This window comes from Rhodopseudomonas sp. NSM (assembly GCF_052445935.1).
Classification (GTDB): Bacteria; Pseudomonadota; Alphaproteobacteria; order Rhizobiales; family Xanthobacteraceae; genus Rhodopseudomonas.
On sequence record NZ_JBQTCH010000010.1, the window covers coordinates 169,850 to 196,284 of the forward strand.

Sequence of the window (26,435 nt, forward strand, 5' to 3'; positions counted from 1 at the left end):
TCGCCCCGACCTAATGCGCCGCGATCGCGCTTGGTTCAAAGCCTTGGCGATCGCAATCGCCGCGTTGCCGCTCGCCGGCTGCGGCGGACCCTTGTCGGCGCTCGATCCGGCCGGGCCGGCGGCGGCGGCGATCGCCGAACTGTGGTGGGTGATGCTGATCGGCGCCGTCGCGCTGTTCGGCCTGGTGATGGCGCTGCTGTGGTGGGCGTTCGTGCGCCGCGGCGACGGCACGGCGTCGCCGAAACTGTGGCTGGTCGGCGGCGGGCTGGTGCTGCCGGCGCTGGTGCTGACGCCGCTGCTCGGCTACGGGCTGCTGACCGGCGAGCGGCTGCTCGCGCATCCCGCGGCCGACGCGCTGCGGGTCGATGTCGAGGCGAAGCAGTGGCAGTGGACGTTCCGCTATCCCGGGCAGGGCGGCGGGCGGATCTCGGTCAACGAACTGCACATCCCGGCCGGCCGGCCGGTCGATCTGCGCGTCAGCAGCGCCGACGTGATCCACAGCTTCTGGATCCCGCGGCTCGGCGGCAAGATCGACGCGATCCCGGGACACGTCAATCTGATCCGGCTGTCGGCGGCGCGGCCCGGGATCTATCGCGGGGTCTGCGCCGAATTCTGCGGCACCGGCCACACCATCATGGATTTCAGCGTCACCGCGCACGACCCCGGTGACTACGACGACCGGCTGCGCGCGCTGCCGCAGGAGCAGCGATGATGGACGAGCGCACCAACGACACCGTCGCGGCGCCGGGCGGCGCGATCCGCCTGCACAAGCAGCTCGACGCGCTGTGGGGCACGCCGGGCGGCTGGGGGCGGCTCGCGGCGGTGAACCACACCATCGTCGGCCGCCGCTTCATCGCCACCGCCTTCGTGTTCTTCGGCATCGGCGGCATCCTGGCTATGCTGATCCGGGCGCAGCTCGCGACGCCGCGCAGCGCGTTTCTCCAGCCCGAGATCTACAATCAGGTCTTCACCATGCACGGCACGGTGATGATGTTCCTGTTCGCGATCCCGATGTTCGAGGGCTTCGCGATCTACCTGCTGCCGAAGCTGCTCGGCACGCGCGACATGGCGTTTCCGCGGCTCGGCGCCTATGGCTACTGGTGCTATCTGTTCGGCGGCTCGATGCTGCTGATCGCGATGGCGGTCGGGCTGGCGCCGAACGGCGGCTGGTTCATGTACACGCCGCTGAGTTCGCGGGTCTACACGCCCGGGATCAATTCCGACATCTGGCTGATCGGCATCACCTTCGTCGAGATCTCGGCGCTGTCGGCGGCGGTCGAGATCATCGCCACGATCCTGAAGACGCGCGCGCCCGGGATGTCGCTCGACAAGATGCCGCTCTTGGCGTGGTATCTGCTGGTCACCGCCTTCATGATGCTGTTCGGCTTTCCGCCGCTGATCCTCGGCTCGATCCTGCTCGAGGTCGAGCGCGCCTTCGACCTGCCGCTGTTCGACCCGACCCGCGGCGGTGACGCGCTGCTGTGGCAGCATTTGTTCTGGCTGTTCGGCCATCCCGAGGTCTACATCATCTTCCTGCCGGCCGCCGGCATGGTCTCGACCATCCTGCCGGTGCTGGCGCGGCGCGAGATCATCGGCTACAGCGCGATCGTGATCAGCATCGTGGCGCTGGCGTTCCTCAGCTTCGGGCTGTGGGTCCACCACATGTTCACGGTCGGGATTCCGCATCTGGCGCTGGCGTTCTTCTCGTCGGCCAGCACCGCGGTGGCGGTGCCGACCGCGGTGCAGATCTTCGCCTGGATCGGCACACTGGCGGCCGGGCGGCCGCAGCTCAAGCTGCCGATGCTGTATCTGCTCGGGTTCTTCTCGGTGTTCGTGATCGGCGGCCTGACCGGCGTGATGCTGGCGATCGTGCCGTTCAACTGGCAGGTGCACGACACCCATTTCGTCGTCGCGCATCTGCACTACGTGCTGGTCGGCGGCTTCGTGTTTCCGATGCTGGCGGCGGCGTATTACTGGCTGCCGCATTTCACCGGGCGGGTGCCGCGCCACAGCCTCGGCGTGCCGGCGTTCTGGCTGATCATTGTCGGCTTCAACGTGACGTTTCTGGTGATGCACCTGACCGGCCTGCTCGGCATGCCGCGGCGGATCCACGGCTACGGCGCGGAGACCGGATGGGAGTGGCCGAATCTGGTGTCGTCGGTCGGCAGCTTCGTGATGGCGATCGGCTTCGCGCTGTTCACCGTCGACGTGCTGCTGCATTGGCTGCACGGCAAGCGCAGCGCGCGCAATCCTTGGCGCGCCGGCACGCTGGAATGGGCCATCGCCGTGCCGCCGACCAATTACGCCTTCGCGTCGCTGCCCGACGTCGCGACGCGCGCGCCGCTGCAGGAGCGGCCGGACCTCGGCAACCATCTGGCGCGCGGCGGCGGCTATCTCGGCTTCGTCCGCAACGGCTGGCTGGAGACGCTCGGCGTCGATGTGATGTCGGGACGGGTCGAGCAGATCGTGCGGCTGCCGAACCAGACCATGCTGCCGCTGTTCACCGCGCTGGTGACGGGCGTGTTCTTCGTATCCGTGCTGTTCAAGCTGTACGTGGTGGCGCTGCTGGCGCTGCCGGCGATCGTCGCGATGCTGCTGGCCTGGACGCCGGTGTCGGGCGAGCGGCGCGATCACGGCGCGCTGCCGATCGGGAACGGCGCCGAGGCGGTGCTGCACAGCGAGGCGCGGTCGCCGCCGTCGCTATGGGCGATGGGGCTGACGCTGGCGGCTGACGCCACCGCCTTCGCGTCGCTCGCCTTCGGCATCCTGTTTCTGTGGGTGGTGGCGCCGAACTGGCCGCCGCCGTCGATGATCGGCTGGGCGCCGTGGGGCGTCGCGCTGAGCGCGGGCGGCCTCGTGACCGGCTTCATCGCCGGCCGGATCGCGACCTTGCGCGGCGTGGTCCGCAGTGGACGTCGGCGCGAGGCGGCGCTGGCGATCGCGCTGCTCGGGCAGATCGTGGCGCTGCTCGGCCTCGCCGACGTCATTCTGGCGGTGCCGCCGCCGACGCAGCACGCCTACGGCGCCGCGACCACGATCATCCTGATCTATGCCGGTCTGCACGCCGCGCTCGCCGCGGTGTTCGCCGGCTTCGGCATCTGGCGCAGCCGGGCGGGCTATGTGTCGCAGACGCGGACCGTCGATCTTCGGATCGGCGCGCTGTGGAGCGACTATACCGCGGCGATCGGGATCGCGACGCTGCTGATCGTCTACGGCCTGCCGCTGGTGATGGGGTGACGGCATGACGCGTTCGCCCGCCCGTTCCGCGTCGCTGCTGCTGATCGCCTCGGGCTTCGTGGTCTGGGCCTCGGCCTTCACGCTGCTCTATGCCGCGCTGTCGGTCGGCTGTGCCTATGGCTGGCAGGGGATCGTGATCGCCGACACCGACCTGCAGCGCGGGGCGCTGCTTGCGATCTGGGGGGTTCACCTCGTCGTGCAGACCGGCATCCTGATCCATTGCTGGCGGCTGCCCCGAACGGCGGACGACGGTACGTTGCGCTTCACGCGCCGGGTCGCGATCGGATCGAATGCTGCGGCACTGGTCGCGACGGTGTGGACCGGCCTGGTGATTCCGGCCGTGTCGCCGTGTCTGTAGAGACATCGAGCAACGCTTCGTCATGCCTGAGCTTGTCGCGGCCATCCACGTCTGACGAGCGTGCAAGAGGCAAGACGTGGATGGCCGGGACGAGCCCGGCCATGACGGGTTGAAACGGGTGTCTTCAATCTTTGGCGTTTGTCGACCGTGTCGATCCCGGATCGATCGGCTTCTCGTCGACGCCGTGCGGGTCGAGCGTCGCCCAGCCTTCCTCGCCGGGTGGGGCCGGCAGTTCCTGCTGCAGCGCGCGGTTGCGCAGGATGTGGGCCTTGGAAATCATGTGCGCGGCGATCGGCGCGGTGAGAAACAGGAAGATCGAGATGATCAGCTCGTGCAGCGACGGGGCGTCCCGCAGCAGCGCGAAATACAGCATCGAGGCGATCAGCAGCGAGCCGATGCCGAGCGTGGTGGATTTGGTCGGCGCATGCAGACGACGCATGACGTCCGGCAGCTTCACCAGACCGAACGATCCGACGAACAGGAAGAACGCGCCGATCAGGATCAGCGCCGACACCAGCAATTCGTTCAGTCCGGCCATCGTCATGCTATTCGATCACATTGCCGCGCAGCAGATATTTGCAGAACGCGACCGTCGACAGGAATCCGACGGCCGCGAACAGCAGCGCGATCTCGAAATACAGGCTGGTGTCGAACCAGATGCCGATCACCACGATGAGGCCGATGGCGTTGACCGCCAGCGTATCGAGCGCAAGGATCCGGTCGAGCACGTCCGGCCCGGTGCCGAGCCGGTAGAGGTTCATCAGCGCCGACACGCTGATCACGCCGACCGCGATGAGGCACGCTGTTGCGATCATCCGAAGATCTCCTTCAGCCGCCGTTCGTAGCGGGTCTTGATCTGCTCGACCGTGCCCGCCGGATCGGTGGTGTGCAGGCAATGCACCAGAATGGCGCTGCCGTCGGCGGCGAGATCGGCGCTGACCGTGCCCGGCGTCATGGTGATGGTCGCCGCCAGCAGCGCGATCGCCTCTGGCGAAGTGAGGTCGAGCGGCACGATCACGAATTGCGATCGCAGGCTCGCGCTCCGCCAGAACAGCACCCAATAGGCGACCTGAACGTTGGAGACGACGATGTCCCAGCCGACGATCGCAAAATACACGATCAGCTTCAGCGGATTGCGGATGGTGGGCCGGGTCGGCCAATACGGGCTGGTGAACAAGGGGATCGCGAACCCGAGCAGCAGCCCCAGCACCACGCTGCCGAGCGAGAACGTATTGATCAGCGCGACGAACACGCCGGCGATCACCAGGCTGAGGATCGGATGCGGCAGCACCTTGGTCATTGCGGCGCGCTCCGCGACAGCGCCACGGCGGCCGGGTTCACGGCGCGGACATAGGCATTGATATCGAGCGTCTGCTGCGCCGTTGCCGCCAGTTCGCGGGTGATCGGGCCGGCGAACACCGACAGCAGCGCGGTGGCGCCGAGCAGGCCGGCGATCACCGCGACCGGCAGCGCGATCGACGGCGCGGGGTCAACCGGCTGCGGCGGGCGCTCGGCGATCTTCCAGAACAGCGCGCTGCCGGCGCGGGCGAAGCCGACGATCACCAGAAGGCTGGTGCCGAGCAGGATCACCCAGCTCGTCACCGCCAGCGGACCGTGCCAGCTCGCGTCGAGGATCAGCAGCTTGCCGAGAAAGCCCGACAGCGGCGGCATTCCGGTCATGGCGATCGCCGCGACGAAGAACAGGCCGGCGAGCAGGTCGGCATGGGCAAGCCGCGGCGCCGCCACCAGCCGGTCGGCAAGGCGGCCGCGCTGCGCGATGACCAGATCGGCGAGCAGGAACAGCGCCGCGCCGCTCAGCGTGCTGTGCAGCAGATAGTATAGCCCGGCGGACAGGCCGCTCGCGTCGAACAGGCCGAGCGCCAGCAGCAGCGAGCCCATCGACCAGACGATCGAGAAGCAGACCAGCCCCAGCAAGGTCGGGCTCGCCAGCACGCCGACCGCGCCGAGCGCCAGCGTCGCCAGCGCGGCGGGCACCACCCACGGCGCGGCGATGTCCGCCACAGGCCCGGCGTCGGCGCCGAACACCACGGTGTAGACCCGGACGATCGAATAGGCGCCGACCTTGGTCATCAGCATGAACAGCGCCGCCACCGGGCCCGGCGCCGCCGCATAGGCCGAGGGCAGCCACCATTGCAGCGGCACCAAGGCGGCCTTGAGCGCGAACACCAGCAGCAGCAGCAGCGCGCCGACGCGCAGGATGGCTTCGTCGCCGGGCGCGATCTGCGTCACCCTGGCGGCGAGGTCCGCCATGTTGAGCGTGCCGGTCACCGCATAGATCAGTCCGACGGCGAACAGGAACAGCGTCGAGCCGACCAGATTGATCGCGACATAATGGAAGCCAGAACGCAGCCGCCGCGCGCCTCCGCTGTGCAGGATCAGGCCGTAGGAGGCGATCAGCATGATCTCGAAGAACACGAACAGGTTGAACACGTCGCCGGTCAGAAACGCGCCGTTGAGGCCCATCAGTTGAAACTGGAACAGCGGATGGAAATGCCGGCCGCGATCGTCCCAGCCGGCCATCGCGTAGATCAGCACCGCGACCGCCAGCAGCGCCGTCAGCAGCACCATCGTGGCCGCGAGGCGATCGAGCACCAGCACGATGCCGAACGGCGCGCGCCAGTCGCCGAGCTGATAGGAGGTCGGCGCGCCGTCGGCCGCCGACAGATACAGCCAGCCGGCGACCGCGAGCAGCGCCAGCGTCGCGCCCGCCGAAACGATGCGCTGGCTGGCCAGATCGTGCCGCAGCACCAGCACCAGGAAGGCGGCGGCGACCGCGGGCAGGACGATCGGGGCGATGATCAGGTGACTCATCGGCGCGCCGCCTCGCGCTTGGCCGCGTCGCGCCGCGGCTCGCCGTTCTCGACGCGCTCGGTGCCGGTCTCGAGGAAGCCGCGCAGCGCCAGCACCACCACCAGCGCCGTCATGCCGAACGAGATCACGATCGCGGTCAGCACCAGCGCCTGCGGCAGCGGATCGGCGTAGTCGGTGACGCCCTTGGTGATGATCGGCGCCTTGTCGATCGCGAGCCGCCCCATCGCGAACAGGAACAGGTTCACCGCATAGGACAGGAAGGTGGTGCCGATGATCACCGGAAAGGCGTGCCGGCTCAGCACCAGATACAGGCCGACCATGGTCAGTACGCCTATGCCGCTCGCAACCAGGATTTCCATTCAGCCCTCCTGAGCCGCGGGAGCTGCGGGCCGCGGCCGCATCGGGGAGCGGGGCAGAATCGGGATGTCGGACGGGCCGGGCGGCACCGGCGATCGCTTGGCGCGGCGCTCGACCCGCGAGATCTGCGACAGCGACAGCACCACCGTGCCGACCACGGTGAGGAAGACGCCGATGTCGAACAGGATTGCGCTCGCCAGTTCGACGTTCCCGATCAGCGGCACCGGCACGTAGACGAAGGCGCTGGTGAGGAACGGCCGTCCGAACAGGAACGCGCCGATGCCGGTGGCGGCGGCGGCGAGCACGCCGGCGCCGAGCAGGCGGTGGCCGTCGATCCGGCGCTGCTCGGCCGACCAGGTGTAGCCGCTCGCCATGAACTGCATGATGATCGCGGTGGCGACGACCAGGCCGGCGATGAAGCCGCCGCCGGGCTGGTTGTGGCCGCGCAGGAAGATGTAGACGCCGACCGTGATCGCCAGCGGCAGCAGCGCGCGCGCCGCGACCACCAGCAGCAACGGATGCGCGTCGGCGGAGTCGACGTGCTGCCGCATCGAATCGAGCCGCCGCGCCGCCGCGCCTTCGAGCGCATTGCTCAGCAGCGCGTAGATCACCAGCGCGGCGATGCACAGCACGATGATCTCGCCGAAGGTGTCGAAGCCGCGGAAGTCGACCAGGATGACGTTGACCACATTGGTGCCGCCGCCGCCGGGCTTGGATTCGGCGAGGTGATAGGCCGAGATCGAGCTGAAGTCGCGGGTCATCACCGCATAGGCCAGCGCCGCGGCCGAAAGCCCGCCGCAGCCGGCGATCAGGCTGTTGCGCAGCTTGCGGCCGAATTTCGGCTCGGGCGGCGTCAGCTTCGGCAGCAGGTTGAGCGCCAGCAGCAGCAGGATCACCGTCACGACTTCAACGGAGATCTGCGTCAGCGCCAGATCGGGCGCCGAGAACTGCATGAAGGTGAGCGACACGATCAGCCCGACGACGCTGCTCAGGATCAGCGTCAGCAGCCGGTGGATGTGGAACATCATCACCCCGAGACTGGCGGTGACCAGCAGAATCCACGCCACCGCCGCCGGCAGGGTGACGGGCAGCAGCGCGCGGAGGCCGGCCTCGTGCCGGCCGCCGAGGAAGCCGACCGCGCCGACCGCCAGGATCGTCAGCGTGATCACCATCAGATAGCGCGGCAGCGATTCATTGTGCAGCCGGCGGATGCTCCAGCGCGCGCTGCGCACCGCCGCCGCCACGACCGCGTCGAACATCGCCTTGGCGTCGGGCCGCGGCAGCCAGCCGCGCACGGTCTCCAGCGGGGTGTGGACGATCAGCAGCAGCAGGCCGCCCAGCAGCGCGATGCCGCTCATCGCCAGCGGCAGGGTCAGGCCGTGCCAGATCGCCAGCGGCTGAAAGTCGAGTGGCGCGGCACCGACCACGGCCTGCGCGGTGCGCTCGACCACCGCGCCGGCGAGCAGTTGCGGCGCGAGCCCGATTGCCACCACCGGGATCACCAAAGCGGCGACCGGCGCCCACATGCCGAACGGCGGATCGTGCAGCCTGGCGTCGAGCACGGCGCGGGGCTTTCCGAGATAGGTCGAGACCGCGAATCGCACCGAATAGGCCACCGACAGCAGCGCGCCGAGCGTCGCCGCCGCCGGCACCAGCCAGACGCTGCCGAACACCTGGGTGTCGGCCGCGGCCTCCAGCATCATTTCCTTGGACAGGAAGCCGTTGAACAGCGGCACGCCGGCCATCGACGCCGCGGCGATCAGCGCCAGCACGGCGCTGATCGGCATCCGCCGCAGCAGGCCGCCGAGCTTGCGCAGGCTGCGGGTGCCGGTCTCGTGGTCGACGATGCCGGCGCTCATGAACAAAGCGGCCTTGAAGGTCGCGTGGTTGAGGACGTGAAACATGCAGGCGATCACGGCGAAGCGGGTGCCGAAGCCGAGCAGCATCGTCATCAGGCCGAGATGGCTCACCGTCGAATGCGCCAGGATGCCCTTGAGATCGTCCTTGAACAGCGCGATCCAGGCGCCGATCAGCATCGTCACCAGGCCGGTGGTGGCGACGATCGCGAACCACCATTCGGTGCCGGACAGCACCGGCCACAGCCGCGCCAGCAGGAAGATGCCGGCCTTCACCATGGTGGCGGAGTGGAGGTAGGCCGAGACCGGCGTCGGCGCCGCCATCGCGTGCGGCAGCCAGAAGTGAAACGGAAACTGCGCCGATTTGGTGAAGGCCGCGCCGAGCACCAGCAGCAGGATCGGGACGTACAGCGGCGACGCCTTGATCGCGTCGCCGCGCTGCAGGATCTCGGTCAGCTCATAGGAGCCGGCGGCCTGGCCGAGCAGCAGCATCCCGCCCATCAGCAAAAGCCCGCCGCCGCCGGTGACGACCAGCGCCATCCGGGCGCCCTGGCGGCCTTCCGGCAGGTGATTCCAGTAGCCGATCAGCAGGAACGAGCTGAGGCTGGTCAGCTCCCAGAACACCACCAGCAGCAGGATGTTGTCGCTGATCACGATGCCCAGCATCGCGCCCTGAAACAGCAGCAGAAACGCGAAGAACCGGCCCATCGGATCGTCGCGGCCGAGATAGAAGCGGGAATAGACGATCACCAGCAGCCCGATCGCCAGGATCAGGGTGGCGAAGAACAGGCCGAGGCCGTCGAGGAAGAACCGGAACGACAGCCCGAGCGCCGGCACCCATTCGGTGCCTGAGCGGATTGTCGCGCCCTCGAATACCGCAGGCGCGTGCGCGAGCAGAATCACGAGCGAGACCAGGCTGACGGAAGCGGTCACAAAGGTGCAGGCGTTGCGCCCGGACCGGATTGCAACCAGGGGCAGGACGGCGCCGAACAGTGGTATCAGAGCAATCAGTGCGAGCGGCATCGACCCCATCCGTGCACGCCGTTGTTCGCGACGCCGGTTTGCGCATCCCCGACCACGGAAATCTCAGCCCGCGGAGATGTTTGACAGGGTTTGCAGGATTGGCCGGCGGATGCAAGGGCGGCAAACGGCAGCGCCGGCCGGGAGCAGGCCGCGAAGCAGCAGGATGAATTCAATCGGGCAACCATTTCTGTGCGGTTGCGGTATTTTCGCTTCCCGCAATTCGCAGGGGAAGGCGGCATTTCGGCGCGCCCGTCGCCCGTCGCCCGTCGGGAGGTCGTCGCCGTCTCAGGTGCCGACGCGCAGCGCGGCGGATTGCTTGCGCAGCAGCGCGATCACCGACAGCGGCGTGATCAGGCCGGTGCGGGGATTGTCGGAGGGCACGTTTTCGATCGTCATCGAGAATCGCGCCGAATCCGAATCGACCTCGATGCGGTGGGTGTTGCGGGTGACGCCGGGGTCGGCCCAGATCTCCACCATGGTGCGATCCGGCCCGATGCCGGCCAGCGACAGCGCGACCGCGACGTTGAGATTGGCCGGAAAGCCCTTGCCGGCCTCACGCGCGGTGCCCTCGAACAGCTTCAGCGGCTCGCCCAACCCGTCGATGTCGATGCCGTTGTCGACGATGAACGGCGCGCCGCGCAGGCCGTCGACCGGCTTGCGGGTGATCATCCGCACCGAATGAATCGTGCCGACCGCGGCGGCGGTGACGGCGTCGAGCCCGATCAGCGCGCCGGTCGGCACGATGATCTGGCCGCCGTTCGCCTTCGCCAGCTCGATCAGGTCCTCGTTGTCGAGCAGCGCCGCGGCGCTGAGCACGATCGCGGTCTTGCCGCGGCTCACGAACGGCTCGACGATCGCCCGCAGCAATTTGGCGGGGGCCGCCTCGATCACCAGATCGGCATGAGCGTGCAGCTGATCGAGCGGCACGACCTGCGGCGTCGCCCGCAGGCCGCCCAGGAAATCGCGATGCTTCTCCGGGTCGCCGCTGGCGACGGCGCCGAGCGTCAGCCCGTCGAGCCCGCGATCGAGTTCACGCGCGATCGCCTTGCCGATGGCGCCGAGCCCGGCAATGGCGACGCGCTGCGGGGCGCGGCTGCTGCGCATCAGACCACGCGCTCGCGATGCACGCAGCGGCAGTCCATCTCGTAATCGAGGCCTTCCACCGGCGGGCGGTTGAAGTGCCAGGTCAGGCCGTGGCGGAATACGCCGCGCTTGCCGAGCTCGCTCTCCAGGAACGGATGGACGTCGTACACGGTGTAGAGCTGCGCGCCGGTGATGTCGCGCCAGCTGCCGCCGAATGCGCTCATCCGCCTCTCCATCTCGCCGAGCACGAACTTCGCCTTCTCCTGCAGACCCTCGGGGCTGGTGTCGCCGGGCCGCACGATGTGGTCGCGATAATTGCCCTTGCCCTCGGGCGCCTCGCCGCTGCCGGCAATCACGAAGGACGGCGGCGCGTTCTCGGCCGGCACCGTGTAGGAGAAGGCGTAGAAGCTCGGCTCGGCCGGCGGATCGATCTGCGGACAGACGTTGCTGCGCGCGATCGGGTTGATGCCGTCCTTCATGATGCCCCAGTCGACCAGCGTCTGGATGTAGATCTCGTTGAAGGCCTTGAAGCCGTCCTCGGTGAACGGCGCGGGCGAGCGCAGTTCGCAGGCGCCGAACGCGGTCAGCGGACGGCCGGCGGCCTTCAGGATTTCGGCGATCCTGGCGAAGCCCTGCTTCAGCGGCACCGGCTCGGCGAAGCGCACGCGCTCGATGGCGAAGCCGGGCAGCGCGGCGATGCCGCAGGAATATTGAAACACGCCCGGCATGTAGCGATAGCCGCTGTTCGGGGCTTCGACGGTCTCGATCATGGGTCCTCTTTCGGATGTCGCGATAGAAAGCTGGTTGGTCGGTCAGTCCTGCAGCACGCCCAGATAGGCGTCGCGCACGATCGGGTCGGCGAGCAGATCCTCGCCCGAGCCCTCGCGCACGATCCGGCCCATATCCATCACAAAGGCGCGGTGGCACAGATCGAGCGCGATGGTGACGTCCTGCTCGACCAGCAGGATCGAGGTGCCGCCGGCGTTGAGCACGCGCAGCGCGTCGACCAGCTGCTCGACCAGCAGCGGCGACAGGCCGAGCGACAATTCGTCGATCATCAAGAGCTTCGGCGCGCTCATCAGGCCGCGGCCGATCGCGCACATCTGCTGCTCGCCGCCGGACAGCGTCGCCGCCTGCTGGTTGCGGCGCTCGCGCAGTTTCGGGAAGGTGGCGTAGACCCGGTCGAGGTCGCGCCTGATCTCGGCGCGGCCGGCGCTGCGCAGATAGGCGCCCATCATCAGATTCTCTTCGACGCTCATCGCGCCGAACAGCCGCCGGCCTTCCGGGACGTGGACGATGCCGTGGCTCAGGATCTGCGCGGCCGAGCTGCCGGTGATGTCCTGGCCTTCGGAGAGATATCGGCCGGCGCGGACCGGGATCAGCCCGGACAGCGCGCGCATCAGCGTGGTCTTGCCGGCGCCGTTGGAGCCGATCAGCGCGGTGATCTCGCCGCGGCGCACCGCGAGGTCGATGCCCCACAGCACCTGGATTTCGCCGTAGCCGGCGTCGAGGCCTTTGGCTTCGAGGATCAGTTCGTCAGCCATGGTGGGCCGTCCGTTTGGCGTATTGCTGGCCGAGATAGGCCTCGACCACGGCGGGATTGCTGATCACCTCGCGCGGCGCGCCGTCGGCGATGAGCTGGCCGTTGTGCAGCACGACGATGCGGGTGCAGACGTTCAGCACCACCTTCATCAGGTGTTCGATCATCACGATGGTGATGCCGTTCGCCGCGAGCTGATGGATCAGTTTGGTGGCGCGTTCGACCTCGGCGCTGTTGAGGCCGGCATTGACCTCGTCGAGAAACAGCAGCTTCGGCTTCATCGCCAGCGCTTTGGCCAGTTCGAGCCGCTTGCGCATCGCCAGCGTCAGGGTGGCGGCGGACTGATCGGCCTGCGGCTCCAGACCGACGAAGGCCAGATGCTCGCGCGCCGCCTCGCGGGCCGATTTCAGGCTGGCGCCCGGCTGCGAGAACAGCGCCGCGGCGGCGACGTTGTCGAGCGCGGAGAATTCGGCGAAGGGCTGCACGATCTGGAAGGTGCGGGCGAGCCCGAGCCGGGCGGCCTGATAGGTCTTGATCTTGGTGATGTCCTTGCCGTCGAAGCTGACGGTGCCGGAATTCGCCGGGGTGACGCCGCAGATGGTGTTGACCAGCGTGGTCTTGCCGGCGCCGTTCGGCCCGATCAGGCCGAGCACCTCGCCGCCCGACACCGACAGCGAGACGTCGCGCAGCGCCTGCAGGCCGGAGAAATGCCGGGAGACGCCGGTGAGTTGCAGCAGCTCAGACATGCTTCGTCCTCCGCCACAGCCGGTCGACCCGCAGCGAGCTCAGGCCGTGCGGCAGGAACAGCAGCAGCATCACGATCAGCACGCCGAGCACGCCGGTGTGGATGTGGGTGTAGTTGCGCCACACCACCTCCTCGAGGCCGAGATACATGAACGCGCCGCAGGCGACGCCGAGCGGCGAGCCGAGCCCGCCCATCAGCGCCATCACGATCGGCTTGACCGAATACAGGATGTCGAACACGTCGGACGGATCGATATAGTGCACCCAGGCGGCGTAGATGCCGCCGGCGACGCTGACGAAGCAGGCCGACAGGCCGAAGGCGATGCTCTTTGCCAGCGTGGTGTTGAGGCCGACCATGCTGGAGGCGGTCTCGTTCTGGCGGATGCAGTTCAGCGCGAAGCCGAGCTTGGAGTTCGCCACCACGATCACCATCAGCGCGGTGAGCAGCATCACGCCCCACATCGCGTAGAAGAAGAACGTCGCCTCCGCCATCACGCCGGCGCCGGAGGCGAGCGGGATGTTCAGCCCCATGCCGCCGCCGGTGAGGTCGGTGGCGTTGTTGACGACCTCGCGCAGCACCTCGGCGAGCGACAGGCTGGCGATCGCGAAATAATGTCCGCGCAGCCGCAGCAGCACCGCGCCGAGCGCCACCGCGGAGACCAGCGCCAGCAGACCGGCGACCGCCGCCGCCGCCCACAGCGGGAAGCCCTTGCCCATCAGCACGCCGCCGCAATAGGCGCCGAAGCCGAAGAACGCCGCGGTGGCGAAGGACGGATAGCCGGCGAAGCCGCCGACCACGTTCCACGACAGCGCCAGCACCGCATACATGCAGGCGATGGTGCCGAGCCGCAGCGCATAGGCGCCGCCGAACAGCGGCAGAGCCGCGACGCAGGCGATCAGAATCAGAAGGGCGATATTGCTGCGGCTCATTCGAAGCCCTTTCGGCCGACCAGGCCCTGCGGGCGCAGGATCAGGAAGATGATCAACAGCAGGAACGACAGCGTGGTGGCGTGCGCCGGGCCGAAAAAGGCGGAGCCGACGCTTTCGACCAGCGCCAGCAGCATGCCGCCGGCCAGCGCGCCGGACACGCTGCCGAGCCCGCCGAGCACGCAGACCACGAAGGCCTTGCCGAGATAGGCCGTCGAGGTCAGCGGCGAGATCGGGAAGATCAGCGCCATCAGCACGCCGGCGCAACCAGCCAGCGCCGCGCCGAGACCGAACGCGACCGCGTAGATCGAGGGCACATGGACGCCCATCAGCACCGCGGCGTCGCGATCGAGCCGCACCGCGACGATGGCGCGGCCGACCCTGGAGCGGCGCAGCAGCAGATACAGCAGGCCGGTCAGCGCCAAAGCGGTGGCGGTGGCGATCAGCCGGTCGACCGGCACCACCACGCCCTCGAACGACACCGAGCCGAGCGGCGGAATCAGCGTCAGGCGGCGATAGTCGGCGGTGAAGAAATAGATCATCGCGTTGTTCAGGATCAGATCGAGCCCGAAGGTCAGCGTCAGCGTCACCAGCACCGGCGCGGTGATGACCCGGTTGAGGATCAGCCGCTGCACGATGTAGCCGAACACGAAGAACACCGGCGCCGCGACCACGATCGCGTACCACGGCGACAGATGCAGCGACTGGTACAGGCCGAAGGCCAGATAGGCGCCGAGCACGATGAACGAACCGTGGATCAGGTTGATGACGTTGAGCACGCCCCACACCAGCGAAAACCCGATCGCGATGCAGGCATAAAGACTGCCCAGCACCAGCGCGTTGATCAGGATCTGGACGGCTTGCATGAGAGCGGGTTCACTTGGTTGGAGGCGAGGAATGTCGAGATCTGGGATGAAGCGGCGCCGGGCGAGAATTGAGATCGTTCAGCGAAGCCTTTGCCCCGTCATTGCGAGCGCAGCGAAGCAATCCAGAGGCGCCATGCGTGGCATGGATTGCTTCGTCGCTTCGCTCCTCGCAATGACGAGTGGTGGGGCTGGGAGCAGACCGCCGACGCTTACTCGAGGCCGATCTTGAGGTCGCCCTGCTTGATCGCCTGCGGGAACAGCACCACCGGCTTGCCGCCCTGGATCTGGAAGACCGGCGGGTCGAGCGAGTTGATCTGGCCGTTGGCGCCGAACTTGACCGGGCCGAAGAAGGTGACGATGTCCATCTTGGCGAGTTCGTCACGCACCTTGTCGCGGTCGACCGAACCGGCCTTCTCGATCGCGATCTGGAACAGCGCGCCGCACAGTGCCGCCGAAGCATGCGCATAGTCCGGCTCGGCGTTGTACTTGTCCTTGAACAGCTTCACGAAATTGGCGGTGGTGCCGAATATGTCCTTGCCGTCATATTGCGCAGCGGGGTGCCACCAGGCGGCGCTCGAGACGTTCTCGGCGCCCTTGCCGAGCGCGTCGATGAATTCCTGATAGGCCGGGCCGGCGATCATCGAGACCACCGGGGCCTTCATCTGCTGGTCGATCATCTGCTTGCGCACCAGCAGCAGATCGTTGGTGTAGCCGGTGACGAAGATCCATTGCGGCGACTGCGCCTTGATCGACGACAGCGTGGCGGAATGGTCGAGCGTGCCGATCGCGTATTTCTCGAAATACACCACCTCGAAGCCGTTGGCCTTGGCCGACTTCTCCATCTCCTGCGCGATCGCCAGCGGGAACAGATCGTTGCGGGCGAGGATCGCGACCTTCTTGACCTCCGGCACCTTGGCCTTGATCATCTGGGTCAGCGGCGTCGTCAGGGTGTCGTTCGGGGTGAAGGTGCCGAACAGATATTTGTAGCCCTGGTCGTAGACCTGGGACGACGAGGCGGTCGCCGCCAGCGTCGGCACCTTGTGCTTTTCCGACACCGTGCTGGCCGCCTTCGCCGCACCGGAGCCGAACGGCGCGAACAGGAAGTTGACGCTGTTCTGGGTGATGAGCTGCTCGGTCGCCTGCACGGCGCGCGGCGTGTTCGACTGGTAGTCGGTGTAGACGATCTCGACCTTGTACTTCTTGCCGCCGACATTGATGCCGCCGGCCTTGTTGGCCTGCTCGGCCCACAGATTGTAGCCCTGCTGCTGCTTGATGGCTTCCGGCGCCAGCGGGCCGGTGATCGGCAGCGGCGCGCCGATCTTGATGACGTCGTCGGCCGACGCTGCGGATATCTGGGTTCCGGATGCCAGCGCGGCGATGCCGAGCGGGATCGAGAGGCGTACGCAGCGAGCAACCCACGAGTGAAGCATCTGTTGTCCTCCTTGGCGGCCTTGGGTGGGCCAACTCTGCCAAACCATCCATTCGAATAAAAGCATTGAAATTAGAGGTCTCAGATCGAATAATTAGACCGCTAGCCAGCCGCTGCCGGAATCTTCGGCAGCCCCGAAGCCACCGGCCACCGAAGGAACCCGCAGCGATGATCGAGTCGGCGGCGATTCGCTATTTTCGTGAAGTCACGGAATCCGGCTCGATCAAGCAGGCCGCCGCGACGCTGCGGATCGCGCCGTCGGCGATCAGCCGGCAGATCCAGGCGATCGAGGAGGAACTGTCGGTCAAGCTGTTCGAGCGCAACGCCCGCGGCATGACGCTGACCGACGCCGGCCGGCTGGTGTATCGCTACGCGGTCGACAACCGCAGCCTGCTCGACGGCATTCGCGTCAAGGTGCAGGAATTCGAGACCATGCGCCGCGGCCAGATCCGGTTCGCGACCGTCGAAGGCATGCTGGCGAATTTCTTGTCGAACTTCCTGGTCGACCTGTCGGTGGACTATCCCGGCATTCTGGTCTCGACCACGGTGGTGGGCTCGCGCGCGGTCGCCGAGCTGGTCGGGCGCAACGAGGTCGATCTCGGGCTGGTGTTCGGGCGCGCGCCGCGGCGCGACCTGATCGAGCTGGCGCGGATGCGGCAGTCGCTGTGCCTGATCGTCGCGCCCGATCATCCGATGGCGGATCGCGAGTCCTGCTCGGTCAAGGATCTCGAGGGTCTGCGCGTGATCGTTCCCGATCCGTCGTTCGGCATCCGTCAGGAGATCGACCGCGCCTGCGCCAACGCCAAGGTGCGGCTGGAGATCTGCAGCGAGACCAATTCGCTGGCGTTCGCCCAGATGCTGGCGTCGCGCACCGATCTTGCCACCTTCCTGCCGCGCGACACCGCGATGCCGGCGATCGAGGCGGGCCGGCTGGTGGCGGTGCCGCTGCGCGACAAGCGGCTGGAGGCGACGCAGGTGACGCTGGTGCAGCTCGCCACCCGCAACATCTCGCCGTCGTGCCGGATGGTGGCGGACCTGCTGATCGCGCGGATGAAGCGCGCGCGGGAGTGATGCTCCCCCATACGTCATGGCCGGGCTCGTCCCGGCCATCCACGTCTTTCTTGCGGCGTGAGCCCAAGTTCGTGGATGGCCGGCACAAGGCCGGCCATGACGGGTTGTCAGGACGGCGGGAAACTCGACTTTCAGCGACGAAGCGAGCGGCTACGCCGCTTCGTCGCGCATGTGATACCAGCGGTACAGCATGCGCTGGCCGAGCCGGCGGAACGGCTCGAAAGCGTGGGTCGGCAGCGGCGAGGTGAAGATCGGCAGGTCCTGGCCCTTGAAGTGCTGGCCGGCGATCATCTGAGCCATGCGGCGGCCGGCCTGCGCCGAATAGGACACGCCGTTGCCGCCATAGCCGAGCGCGTAGAACAGCTTTTGCTGCGGGTCGGGCCGGAAGATCCGCGGCATCATGTCGTGGCTGACGTCGACCCAGCCCCACCATGAGTAATCGATCTCGATGCCCTGCAGCGCCGGGAATTTGCGATGCAGCCCGTCGATCAGCAATTGCAGGTGCTTCGGATGGTCGGCGTCGGCGCCGGTGATCGAGGAGCGGCTGCCGATCTGGATGCGGTTGTCGGGCAGCAGGCGGTAGTAGTAGCGCAGCGTCCGCGTGTCGGTCAGCACCAGTCTGGTTCTGAAGCCGGTGGCGTCGAGTTCGGCGGCAGTCAGCGGCCGGGTCACGATCGAGTTCGACAGGATCGGCATGCAGCGGCCGCGCAACGCCGGGGTCAGCCCGGGCGCCGTGTAGGCGCCGGTGGCGATGCCGACCGCGCGCGCCCGCACCGTTCCGCCCGGCGTGCGCAGATGCAGCGCGCCGTCGCGGGACTGGATCTCGGCGACCGGGCTGGCGGGATAGACCTTGACGCCGAGATCGCGCGCCATCTGCTGATAGCCGAAGGCGAGCCGGGCCGGGTGCACGCCGGTGCCGAGCGGCTCCAGCACCGCGCCGACGGCTTCGGCTTCATTGAGGTAGTCGCTGCGCAAGCGATCGGCGCCGAGCACGCGCGTCTGCTCGCCGAACACGTCGCGCAGCACCTCGGCCTCGGCGGCGATCTTGTCGAACTGGCGCTGGCGGTGCGCTATGTAGAGATGCCCGCCGCGCTGCGGCTCGCAATCGATCGGGCTCTGCCGGATCAGTTCCTCGAAGGTCTCGAAGCCGTCGCGGATTTCGGCGTGGAGCTGCTTGGCGACGTCGACGCCCCAGCGCGCGATCCATTGCGACCGCGTCAGCCGGCCGGCGGCGTTCTGGCCTTGGCCGCCGTTGCGGGTGCTGCAACCCCAGGCGACGCGATTGGCTTCCAGCACGACCGGCTTGATACCATGTTCGCGCGCCAGAAAGATCGCGCAGGCGAGCCCGGTATAGCCGGAACCGACGATCGCGACGTCGGCGTCGATGTCGGAGGTCACCGGGCCGTCGTCGTCCGGCAGCGGACCGGCGGTGGCGTGCCAGTAGGTCGGCGCGTAGTCGCGATTGTGGCCGGGGCCGTCGCTGACCAGCGGATCGTAATGCGGATCATAGGCCGCCAGCGGCGGTGTCTTGAGCGGCCGATTCATCATGCGGCTCCCTGGGCGGGCAGCGCGGGGCGGTCCTTGCGGAACGCGCTCTTGCTGCAGATCTTGTCGCCGCGGAATCCGAACAGGTCGACGCCTTCGGCCTCGATCCGCGATCCATCCTTTGCGGTCGCGCGAAAAATCCATTCGGAGATGCCGCGGTCGCCGAACACGGCGTGGCGGGTGCATTCCCAACTGACATCCGGAAAGGTCGCGAAGGTGCCCTCGAACGCGGCGCGGACAGCGGCGGTGCCGACGATGCGGCGGCCGCAGGCGTCGGGACCGGCCGCGGCATCGAACACGATGTCGTCGGTCATCGCCGACATCACTCCGGCGCCGTCGTGCCGGTTGAAGGCGTCGAACAACTGTTCCAGCTTGCGCAGTCGCAGCGCATCGAGTGCGGACGTATCGGGAGCAGACGTATCGAGAGTGGACATGAGCGTTCCATCATGGTGGGCGCGCGAGCGTCTCCGTGATGATGGCGCGGATCGGCCGGCAGCTTCGATCGGACGGTGCCACGACAGGCGAGGGCGGCTTAGAACCAGATGCCGCGACGTCTGCGGCCAGAATCGCCGCGACGCCGAACCGCCCAACCGGCGCGGCCAACTGGCCCCGCGAACTGGCCCCGCAAACTGGCCCAATGGCTTGGCTGCGGCTGGACCTTCGCGCGCGAAACACAATCGCCAAGGTGGCGGCATGATCAACATCGCCACCCGCATCGATCCCGCCATCGCGTCCGAGGTCTCGGATGTGATCACCCAATTGCACGGCCGTCACCTGATCGGCAACGCGCTGGTTCCGGCCGTCAACGGCGCCACGCTCGAGGTGCTCGATCCGGCCACCGGCGCGGTGCTGGGCGAAGCGCCGGCCGCGAACACGGACGACGTCGCGCGCGCCGTCGACGCCGCGTCGGCGGCGTTTCCGGGCTGGGCGGCGACGCCGGCGCGGCAGCGCGGCAAACTGATCGCTGAAGCCGCACGCGCCATCGCGGCGAAGTCGGGCGTGCTGGCCGCGGTGCTGGCGCTGGAAACCGGCAAGGCGATCCGCACCGAATGCCGCGGCGAGATCGCCACCGCGATCGATATCGTCACGATGTATGCCGGCCTCGCCTCCGAGCTGAAGGGCGAGACGCTGCCGTTCGATCCGCAGATCCTCACTTACACCAGCCGCGAGCCGCTCGGCGTCGTCGCCGCGATCCTGCCGTGGAACGTGCCGCTGGTGTTGATGATGCTGAAGATCGCCCCGGCGCTGGTGGCCGGCAACACGGTGGTGGTCAAGGCGTCGGAAGAAGCCCCGTTCGCCACCATCGAGATGGCGCGGCTGATGGCCGAACTGCTGCCGGCCGGCGTGCTCAACGTGATCTGCGGCACCGGCCGGGACTGCGGCTCGGCGCTGGTCGAGCATCCCGCGGTCGCCAAGGTGACGTTCACCGGCTCGCAGGCTGTGGGCGAACTGATCTACCAGACCGCCGCGCGAAAAATCATTCCAGTCAGCCTCGAACTCGGCGGCAAGAGCCCGATGATCGTCTATCCGGACGCCGACATGGCGCGCGTCGTCGCCGGCGCGATCGCCGGGATGCGCTTCACCCGGCAGGGCCAGAGCTGCACCGCGGCGAGCCGCATCTATGTGCACAGCAAGCTGATCGACGCGTTCGTCGTCGCGTTGCAGGAGGCGGTGGCGAAGCTCACGATCGGCGATCCGCTCGACGAGGCGACCGACATCGGCACCGTGATCTCGCAGCGGCAGAAGGCGAAGATCGAATCCTATCTGGCGCTCGGCGAGCGCACCGCCGGCGCGCGGGTCGCGCGTTGCGGCGAGCTGCCGCGCGCCAGCCATCTCAAGGATGGCCTGTTCCTGCAGCCGACTATCGTCACCGGCCTGCCGGAGGATAGCCCGCTGATGCGCGAGGAAATCTTCGGCCCGGTGGTCTGCGTGCAGCCGTGGGACGACGAGGACGACGTCATCGCCCGCGCCAATGACAGCGATTTCGGCCTCGCCGCCACGGTCTGGACTCACGACCTGCGCACCGCGCTGCGCGCCGTGCAGCGGCTCGACGCCGGCTACGTCCAGGTCAACCAGAATTTGACGATCCAGCCCAATCTCAGCTACGGCGGGTTCAAGAAATCCGGTCTCGGCAAGGAGGCATCGCTGGAAGCGATGCTCGAACACTTCACCAAGAAGAAGACCGTCGTCATCGACATGCGGTGAACGCTGCCATGCAGGACCTGATCGCCGCGGCGCAGGCGAGTTTTCTCGGCGCGCTGCCGACGCCGGGCGTGATCGCGGCGACGCTCGCGGCGGTGATCGCCGCGGCCTTGCTGCGCGGCTTCACCGGCTTCGGCTTCGCGCTCGCCGCGGTGCCGCTGCTCGGTCTGTTCATGGCGCCGGCGAAAGCCGTGCCGATCGCGGTGGTGCTGCAACTGCTCGGCGGGCTGACGGATTTCCGCCGCGCCGGCCGCGACTGCCACTGGCCGTCGCTGCGCTGGCTGATCGTCGGCGCGGTGATCGGCTCGCCGATCGGCGCGCTGGTGCTCAGCATCGCGCCGGCGCCCATCGCGCGAATTGCGATCGCCACCATCACCGCCGTCGCCGTGGTGATCCTGAGCCGCGGCTTTGCGCTGGCGGAGATTCCGTCGCGGCCGGCCACAGCCGCGGTCGGACTGGCCGCCGGCCTGTTCAACGGCCTCGCCGCGATGCCGGGGCCGCCGGCGGTGGTGTACTACATGTCCGGACCGTTCCGCGCGGCTGCAGCGCGCGCGTCGCTGCTGGTCTTCTTTCTGGCGACCTCGATCACGGCCTTCGCCAGCACCGCCGCGGTCGGGCTGGTCAATGGCGGCATTCTCTGGCTGGCGGCGCTGTCTTTCCCGGCGATGCTGCTCGGCACCAGGATCGGCGAATACGGCTTCCGTCGCGGCACCGAGGCGCTGCATCGCACGGTGTCGATCGCAAGCCTCGGCGGCGTCGCCCTGCTCAGCGCCGCCAAGGGCATCAGCGAGCTGATGTGAGGCTTTCGTCATTGCGAGCCACCGGGTCGGCGCAAAGCGCCGCCCGATGGCAGGCTCCGCGAAGCAATCCAGAAGCGCCGTGCACTGCGCTGGATTGCTTCGTCGCTCCGCTCCTCGCAACGACGGGGCGGGCGCCTCACTACGTCTTCAGATGCCGCGCGATCACCTGGCCGAGCCGCTCGATGCCGACCTCGATGCGGTCGGTGCGGATCGAGGAGAAGCCGAGCCGGAAGCAATGTCGGCTGGCGGTCTCGTCCATCGAGAACACCGCGCCCGGCTCGATCACCACGCCCTGCGCCAGCGCTTCCCGCGCCAGCGCGGTGGTGTCGGTGCCCGGCGGGCAGGTGATCCAGTAATTGGTGCTGCCCGGTCCGCGCGAGAAGCTGCAGTCCGGCAGATATTTCGGCAGCAGCCGGTCCAGAATCTTCGCACGCTCCAGCAGCACGCGGCCGACCTGGGCGAGGTGCGAGCGATAGTGCCCGAGGCCGATGAACAGCGCGGCGACGCGCTGGTTGTTCAGCGGCGGGTGGCGCAGCATCAGCCGCCGCAGCGCCCGCAGCTCGCGGATCACCGGCGCCGGCGCCACCACGTAGCCGAGCCGCAGCCCGGGCGCGAGCGCCTTCGACAGGCTGCCGACATAGAGCACGTTGCTGGCGTGATCGAGGCTTTTCAGCGGCGGCAGCGTTGCCGCCTCGGGCATCAGCTCGCCCTCGTAATCGTCCTCGACCAGCACGACGTCGCCGGTCTCGGCGGCCTTGAGCAGCTCCAGCCGCCGCTGCAGCGGCATCACCGTCGCGGTCGGGCATTGATGGCTGGCGGTGACATAGGCCAGCGCGCAGCTTTGAAAACGCTCGTCCGGCAGCAGCCCCTGCGCGTCGGAGGCGAGCGGGACGACGTCGGGCGTCAGCATCCGGAAGATGTTGCGCGCGTCGGGATAGCCCGGCTCCTCGATGCCGACGCGGGTGCGGTCGTTGATGAACAGCGTCGCGATCAGATACAGCGCGTGCTGCGCGCCGATCGTCATCATGATCTCGTCGGAACGCGCATGGATGCCGCGTCGCGGCAGCACCTGGAGCTGCAACTGCTCGATCAGCGCCGGATCGTCGCCGTCGATCAGGTCGCGCGCCCAGTTGTTGATTTCGGGAACACTCAACGCGGCGCGCGCGGATTCACGCCAGTCGTTGGTCGGAAACAGGCTGGGATCGAACTGCCCGAAGATGAAAGGGTAGGGCTGCGCCTGCCAGTCGGCCGGTTTGACGATGTTGCGGTGCGCCGACGGCTGCACCGCATAGCGCGCGGCCCAATGCGCATCGTCGCGGCTCGCCGCCTCGGCGGGACGGCCGGTGCCGGATGCGACCTTCTTCGACAGGCCGGCGACGAAGTAGCCGCTGCGCTGCCGCGACACCAGGAAGTTCTGGTCGACCAGTTGCTCGTAGGCGATCACCACGGTGTTGCGCGACACCTTGAGCACCGCGGCGAGATCGCGGCTCGACGGCATCCGCATCCCGAGCGGCAGCCGGCCGTCCTCGATCGCGGTGACGATGATCTGGCGGATCTGCAGTTGCAGAAACGAGCCGCCGCGATCCATCCCGCGGAATAAGGCGCCCCAGAACAGCGTGTCGCTATTGACTAATGATGCGGCATTCGCCGAGGCATTTGCCGAACGATCGAGCGCGCCGTTGCGAGCGGCGTCCTGATAAGTGAGCTGTGCGAGCTTTCCCAAGACGATATAACCTGTCGGTATAACCTGTCAGCGCAGCGGATCCGTTGGAAGCCGGAAATCCGAGTATGTCGGTTTGAGATTGATAAGCAAGAACTCTGCCATCGAGCCCAGCGCTGGGCGGATGGCGCTGGCTCCATTCGTGCGGGGCATCTGGCGCTAGTGCGGCCGGGTGGTTCGCTTCACGCTCGCAACTGCAAGTTCGAAAGGCTCAGCAGCGTGAACCACGATACCGTCGTCTATTCGGCCCGCAGCATCATCACGATGAACCCGTCGCGTCCGACTGCTACGCATGTTGCGGTGCGAGACGGGCGGATCGTCGCGACCGGCACGGCGGACGAACTGTGCGCCGGCGGCGCGCGGCTCGACGATCGCTTCGCCGACAAGGTGCTGATGCCGGGCTTCGTCGAGGGCCACAGCCACATCATGGAAGGCCTGATGTGGCAGCTTCCCTATATCGGCGCGTTCGACCGCCGCTCGCCGGAAGGCCGCATCGTGGCCGGCGTCGCCGATATCGACGCCATCGTCGCGCGGCTGCAGCAGGCCGAAGCTCAGTTGCAGGAACCCAACGCGCCGCTGTTCGCCTGGGGGTTCGATCCGCTGCATATCGGCGGCAAGATGCTGACGCGGCAGGATCTCGACCGGGTCTCGACGACGCGGCCGGTGATCGTTGTCCACGCCTCGTTCCACATCAACAACGTCAACACCACGACGCTGGAACGCGCCGAACTGCTGCACGCCACCAACACTTCCGGCGTCGTCGCCGGCGCCGACGGCCTCGCCAGCGGCGAACTGCAGGGCATCCCGGCGCGGATGCGGCTGTTTCGTTCGCTCGGCAACAATCCGCAGACCGGCAACATCACCGCCGCCGACGTCGCGCGCTACGCGGCCTCGTGCTGCGTGCAGGGCGTCACCACGGTGACCGATCTGCACAACGACATGTCCGACCAGACCGTCGATGTGTATCGCACCGCGACCGAGGCCGCGGATTTCGGCATGCGATTAGTTCCGGCGCTGGCGGCGGTGTCGCACACGCCGGAGCAGGGCGTCGCCAAGATCGCGGCGTTGCGCGAAGGCGGCAACGACAGGCTGCACTACGGCATCGTCAAGCTGGTGGTCGACGGCTCGATCCAGGGCTTCACCGCGCGGCTGCGCTGGCCCGGCTATCACAACGGCGCCGCCAACGGGTTGTGGTACATCGCGCCCGAGGAACTGCCGCGGATCGTCGGCGCGTATCACCGCGCCGGCATCCAGCTCCACATCCACACCAATGGCGACGAGGCCACCGAGCTCGCGCTCGACGCCATCGAGGCGGCGCAGATCGAAACGCCGCGGCCGGACCATCGCCATACGCTGCAACACTGCCAGATGGCCGACGCCGCGCAGTTCCGGCGGATGAAGGCGCTCGGCGTCTGCGCCAATTTGTTCGCCAACCACGTCTACTACTGGGGCGACTCGCATTACGATCTGACGATGGGCCCGGAGCGCGCCGCAAGGCTGGACGCCACCGGCACCGCGCAGCGGATCGGCGTGCCGTTCGCGATCCATTCGGACGCGCCGGTGACGCCGCTGGCGCCGCTGTTCACCGCGTGGTGCGCGGTCAACCGCGTCACCTCGGGCGGTCGCGTGCTCGGCCGCGACACCGAGGCGCTGACCGTGGAGCAGGCGCTCGCGGCGATCACCATCGGGGCGGCCTATACCTTGAAGATGGATCATCTGGTCGGCAGCATCGAGACCGGCAAGTTCGCCGATTTCGTCGTGCTCGAAGACCACCCGTTGGAAGTCGCGCCGGAGCGGTTGAAGGATATCGCGATCTGGGGCACCGTCGTCGGCGGCGTCGTCCGGGAGGCGCCCCGCGCATGACGAGACCGTCCGCGACCACTCCAGTCACAGTGATCGGCGGCTTTCTCGGCGCTGGCAAAACCACCTTCGTCAATCATCTGCTCGCCACCGGCAGCCCGCGCACCGCAGTGCTGGTCAATGATTTCGGCGAGATCAACGTCGACGCGACGCTGATTGCGAGCCACGACGGCAGCACGATGACGCTGACCAATGGCTGCATCTGCTGCAGCATCGGCACCGGCTTCATCGACACGATGTGCAAGGTGCTCGACGCGCCGGTGCCGTTCGAGCGCATCGTGATCGAGGCCTCGGGCGTCGGCGATCCGTGGATGATCGCCGAGATCGCGCTGATCGAGCCGAGCTTGCGGCTCGACCGCGTCGTCGTCCTGGCCGATGCCAGCCGGATCGCGCAACTGATCGACGACGTTCGCGTCGGCGACACCGTGCGCGGGCAGTTCGCGCAGTGCGACGTCGTGCTGCTGAACAAGAGCGATCTGGTCGAGGCCGAAGCGCTCGCCGCGGCGCGCGCCGCGTTGCTGGCGCTGAAGCCCGGCCTGCGCATCATCGACACGTCGCGTGAATCGCTGCCGACGCTGGCATCGCTCGACGCCGGCGCAGCGACCTCCGCGTTTCGCGCCGACTCGCCCGACACAGCGCCGCGTGATCACGGCGCCGCGTTCCGGAGCTGGGCCTATCGCCGCGACGGCGCGTTCGATCGCGACCGGATCGCCGGCGCATTGGCGGCGCTGCCGCCCGCGCTGCTGCGGCTGAAGGGCTCGTGCCGGCTCGACGGCGAGGCCGGCGCGAAGGTGTTCCAGATGGTCGACCGGGCGTGGTCGCTGACGCCGCCCGCGCCGGACCAGCCGGACTCGCCGGGCATCGTGCTGGTCGGCGTCGGCACCAGCGAGCTGCCGCCGCCGGCGGTGCTCGACGCAATCCTCGATCGCGCGCTGGCGTCCGGAGCGTCGTCATGAGCGCCGCCCGTCTCGTCGTTTTGCCGATG

24 protein-coding genes are annotated in these 26,435 nt (G+C 67.9%); 8 read left to right on the forward strand and 16 right to left on the reverse strand.

All coding sequences use genetic code 11. The features are described 5' to 3' along the window. The first annotated feature begins 13 nt into the window (after positions 1-13). The 3 genes from coxB to ACTZWT_RS22345 are packed head-to-tail and all read left to right on the forward strand — an operon-like array spanning position 14 to position 3,595. Positions 14-712: a cytochrome c oxidase subunit II gene (gene coxB / locus ACTZWT_RS22335; RefSeq protein ID WP_444771871.1), complete on the forward strand. Its 699-nt coding sequence runs from the start codon at positions 14-16 to the stop codon at positions 710-712. Further along, positions 709-3,237: a cytochrome c oxidase subunit I gene (ctaD, locus tag ACTZWT_RS22340; RefSeq protein WP_444771872.1), complete on the forward strand. Its 2,529-nt coding sequence runs from the start codon at positions 709-711 to the stop codon at positions 3,235-3,237. The genes coxB and ctaD overlap by 4 nt, the downstream gene beginning before the upstream one ends. Before the next feature lie 4 nt (positions 3,238-3,241). After that, positions 3,242-3,595, forward strand: a complete 354-nt coding sequence (locus ACTZWT_RS22345) for a hypothetical protein (protein ID WP_444771873.1) — start codon at positions 3,242-3,244, stop codon at positions 3,593-3,595. Positions 3,596-3,719: 124 nt separating this feature from the next. Here the strand turns inward: ACTZWT_RS22345 and ACTZWT_RS22350 are convergent, their stop codons facing one another. The 13 genes from ACTZWT_RS22350 to ACTZWT_RS22410 all read right to left on the reverse strand — a co-directional run bounded on the left by ACTZWT_RS22350 (position 3,720) and on the right by ACTZWT_RS22410 (position 16,253). After that, positions 3,720-4,133 (reverse strand): Na+/H+ antiporter subunit G, encoded by a 414-nt coding sequence (locus ACTZWT_RS22350; RefSeq protein WP_444771922.1) that lies wholly within the window; start codon positions 4,131-4,133, stop codon positions 3,720-3,722. Positions 4,134-4,140: 7 nt separating this feature from the next. Continuing rightward, positions 4,141-4,410, reverse strand: coding sequence for a K+/H+ antiporter subunit F (locus ACTZWT_RS22355; RefSeq protein WP_444771874.1), 270 nt, complete (start codon positions 4,408-4,410; stop codon positions 4,141-4,143). Continuing rightward, complete coding sequence (locus ACTZWT_RS22360; RefSeq protein ID WP_444771875.1) at positions 4,407-4,895, reverse strand: Na+/H+ antiporter subunit E; 489 nt, start codon at positions 4,893-4,895, stop codon at positions 4,407-4,409. The genes ACTZWT_RS22355 and ACTZWT_RS22360 overlap by 4 nt, the downstream gene beginning before the upstream one ends. Then, entirely contained in the window at positions 4,892-6,427 is a 1,536-nt protein-coding gene (locus ACTZWT_RS22365) for a monovalent cation/H+ antiporter subunit D (RefSeq protein ID WP_444771876.1), read from the reverse strand. The genes ACTZWT_RS22360 and ACTZWT_RS22365 overlap by 4 nt, the downstream gene beginning before the upstream one ends. Beyond that, on the reverse strand, positions 6,424-6,786 hold the full coding sequence (locus ACTZWT_RS22370; RefSeq protein WP_444771877.1) for a Na(+)/H(+) antiporter subunit C: 363 nt from the start codon (positions 6,784-6,786) through the stop codon (positions 6,424-6,426). The genes ACTZWT_RS22365 and ACTZWT_RS22370 overlap by 4 nt, the downstream gene beginning before the upstream one ends. Further along, positions 6,787-9,663: a monovalent cation/H+ antiporter subunit A gene (locus tag ACTZWT_RS22375; protein ID WP_444771878.1), complete on the reverse strand. Its 2,877-nt coding sequence runs from the start codon at positions 9,661-9,663 to the stop codon at positions 6,787-6,789. A 285-nt stretch (positions 9,664-9,948) separates the two neighbouring features. After that, a complete protein-coding gene (locus ACTZWT_RS22380) occupies positions 9,949-10,767 on the reverse strand; it encodes an aspartate dehydrogenase (RefSeq protein WP_444771879.1) in 819 nt (272 codons plus the stop codon). After that, positions 10,767-11,516: a 2-amino-5-chloromuconate deaminase CnbZ gene (gene cnbZ / locus ACTZWT_RS22385; RefSeq protein WP_444771880.1), complete on the reverse strand. Its 750-nt coding sequence runs from the start codon at positions 11,514-11,516 to the stop codon at positions 10,767-10,769. Before cnbZ ends, ACTZWT_RS22380 begins: the two co-directional genes overlap by 1 nt. Before the next feature lie 42 nt (positions 11,517-11,558). Further along, entirely contained in the window at positions 11,559-12,290 is a 732-nt protein-coding gene (locus tag ACTZWT_RS22390; protein WP_444771881.1) for an ABC transporter ATP-binding protein, read from the reverse strand. Continuing rightward, positions 12,283-13,032, reverse strand: a complete 750-nt coding sequence (locus ACTZWT_RS22395) for an ABC transporter ATP-binding protein (RefSeq protein ID WP_444771882.1) — start codon at positions 13,030-13,032, stop codon at positions 12,283-12,285. Before ACTZWT_RS22395 ends, ACTZWT_RS22390 begins: the two co-directional genes overlap by 8 nt. Continuing rightward, positions 13,025-13,960 (reverse strand): branched-chain amino acid ABC transporter permease, encoded by a 936-nt coding sequence (locus tag ACTZWT_RS22400; protein WP_444771883.1) that lies wholly within the window; start codon positions 13,958-13,960, stop codon positions 13,025-13,027. Before ACTZWT_RS22400 ends, ACTZWT_RS22395 begins: the two co-directional genes overlap by 8 nt. Next, positions 13,957-14,823 carry a branched-chain amino acid ABC transporter permease gene (locus tag ACTZWT_RS22405; protein ID WP_322515202.1) on the reverse strand — a complete coding sequence of 289 codons (867 nt, stop codon included), beginning with the start codon at positions 14,821-14,823 and terminating at the stop codon, positions 13,957-13,959. Before ACTZWT_RS22405 ends, ACTZWT_RS22400 begins: the two co-directional genes overlap by 4 nt. Positions 14,824-15,032: 209 nt before the next feature. Continuing rightward, positions 15,033-16,253, reverse strand: coding sequence for an amino acid ABC transporter substrate-binding protein (locus ACTZWT_RS22410; RefSeq protein ID WP_444771884.1), 1,221 nt, complete (start codon positions 16,251-16,253; stop codon positions 15,033-15,035). A 167-nt stretch (positions 16,254-16,420) separates the two neighbouring features. On the opposite strand from ACTZWT_RS22410, the gene ACTZWT_RS22415 reads away from it, so the two are divergent. Continuing rightward, the gene (locus tag ACTZWT_RS22415) at positions 16,421-17,323 is read left to right on the forward strand and encodes a LysR family transcriptional regulator (protein WP_444771885.1); all 903 of its coding nucleotides are present in this window, start codon (positions 16,421-16,423) and stop codon (positions 17,321-17,323) included. A 150-nt stretch (positions 17,324-17,473) separates the two neighbouring features. Here ACTZWT_RS22415 and ACTZWT_RS22420 read toward each other — a convergent pair whose 3' ends face one another. Both ACTZWT_RS22420 and ACTZWT_RS22425 read right to left on the reverse strand, forming a co-directional pair. Continuing rightward, entirely contained in the window at positions 17,474-18,868 is a 1,395-nt protein-coding gene (locus ACTZWT_RS22420) for an NAD(P)/FAD-dependent oxidoreductase (protein WP_444771886.1), read from the reverse strand. After that, positions 18,868-19,302, reverse strand: coding sequence for a nuclear transport factor 2 family protein (locus ACTZWT_RS22425; RefSeq protein ID WP_444771887.1), 435 nt, complete (start codon positions 19,300-19,302; stop codon positions 18,868-18,870). Before ACTZWT_RS22425 ends, ACTZWT_RS22420 begins: the two co-directional genes overlap by 1 nt. 259 nt (positions 19,303-19,561) lie before the next feature. On the opposite strand from ACTZWT_RS22425, the gene ACTZWT_RS22430 reads away from it, so the two are divergent. Together ACTZWT_RS22430 and ACTZWT_RS22435 are read left to right on the forward strand one after the other, a co-directional pair. Next, positions 19,562-21,073: an aldehyde dehydrogenase family protein gene (locus ACTZWT_RS22430; protein ID WP_444771888.1), complete on the forward strand. Its 1,512-nt coding sequence runs from the start codon at positions 19,562-19,564 to the stop codon at positions 21,071-21,073. A gap of 8 nt (positions 21,074-21,081) precedes the next feature. After that, the gene (locus ACTZWT_RS22435) at positions 21,082-21,870 is read left to right on the forward strand and encodes a TSUP family transporter (protein WP_444771889.1); all 789 of its coding nucleotides are present in this window, start codon (positions 21,082-21,084) and stop codon (positions 21,868-21,870) included. A 139-nt stretch (positions 21,871-22,009) separates the two neighbouring features. On the opposite strand, the gene pdxR is transcribed toward ACTZWT_RS22435, so the two are convergent. Continuing rightward, complete coding sequence (gene pdxR / locus ACTZWT_RS22440; RefSeq protein WP_444771890.1) at positions 22,010-23,593, reverse strand: MocR-like pyridoxine biosynthesis transcription factor PdxR; 1,584 nt, start codon at positions 23,591-23,593, stop codon at positions 22,010-22,012. Between the two features lie 216 nt (positions 23,594-23,809). Between pdxR and ACTZWT_RS22445 the strand changes: the two genes are divergently transcribed. Beyond that, positions 23,810-25,453, forward strand: coding sequence for an amidohydrolase (locus ACTZWT_RS22445; RefSeq protein WP_444771891.1), 1,644 nt, complete (start codon positions 23,810-23,812; stop codon positions 25,451-25,453). Next, positions 25,450-26,406, forward strand: a complete 957-nt coding sequence (locus tag ACTZWT_RS22450; protein WP_444771892.1) for a CobW family GTP-binding protein — start codon at positions 25,450-25,452, stop codon at positions 26,404-26,406. Before ACTZWT_RS22445 ends, ACTZWT_RS22450 begins: the two co-directional genes overlap by 4 nt. Positions 26,407-26,435: the final 29 nt, after the last annotated feature.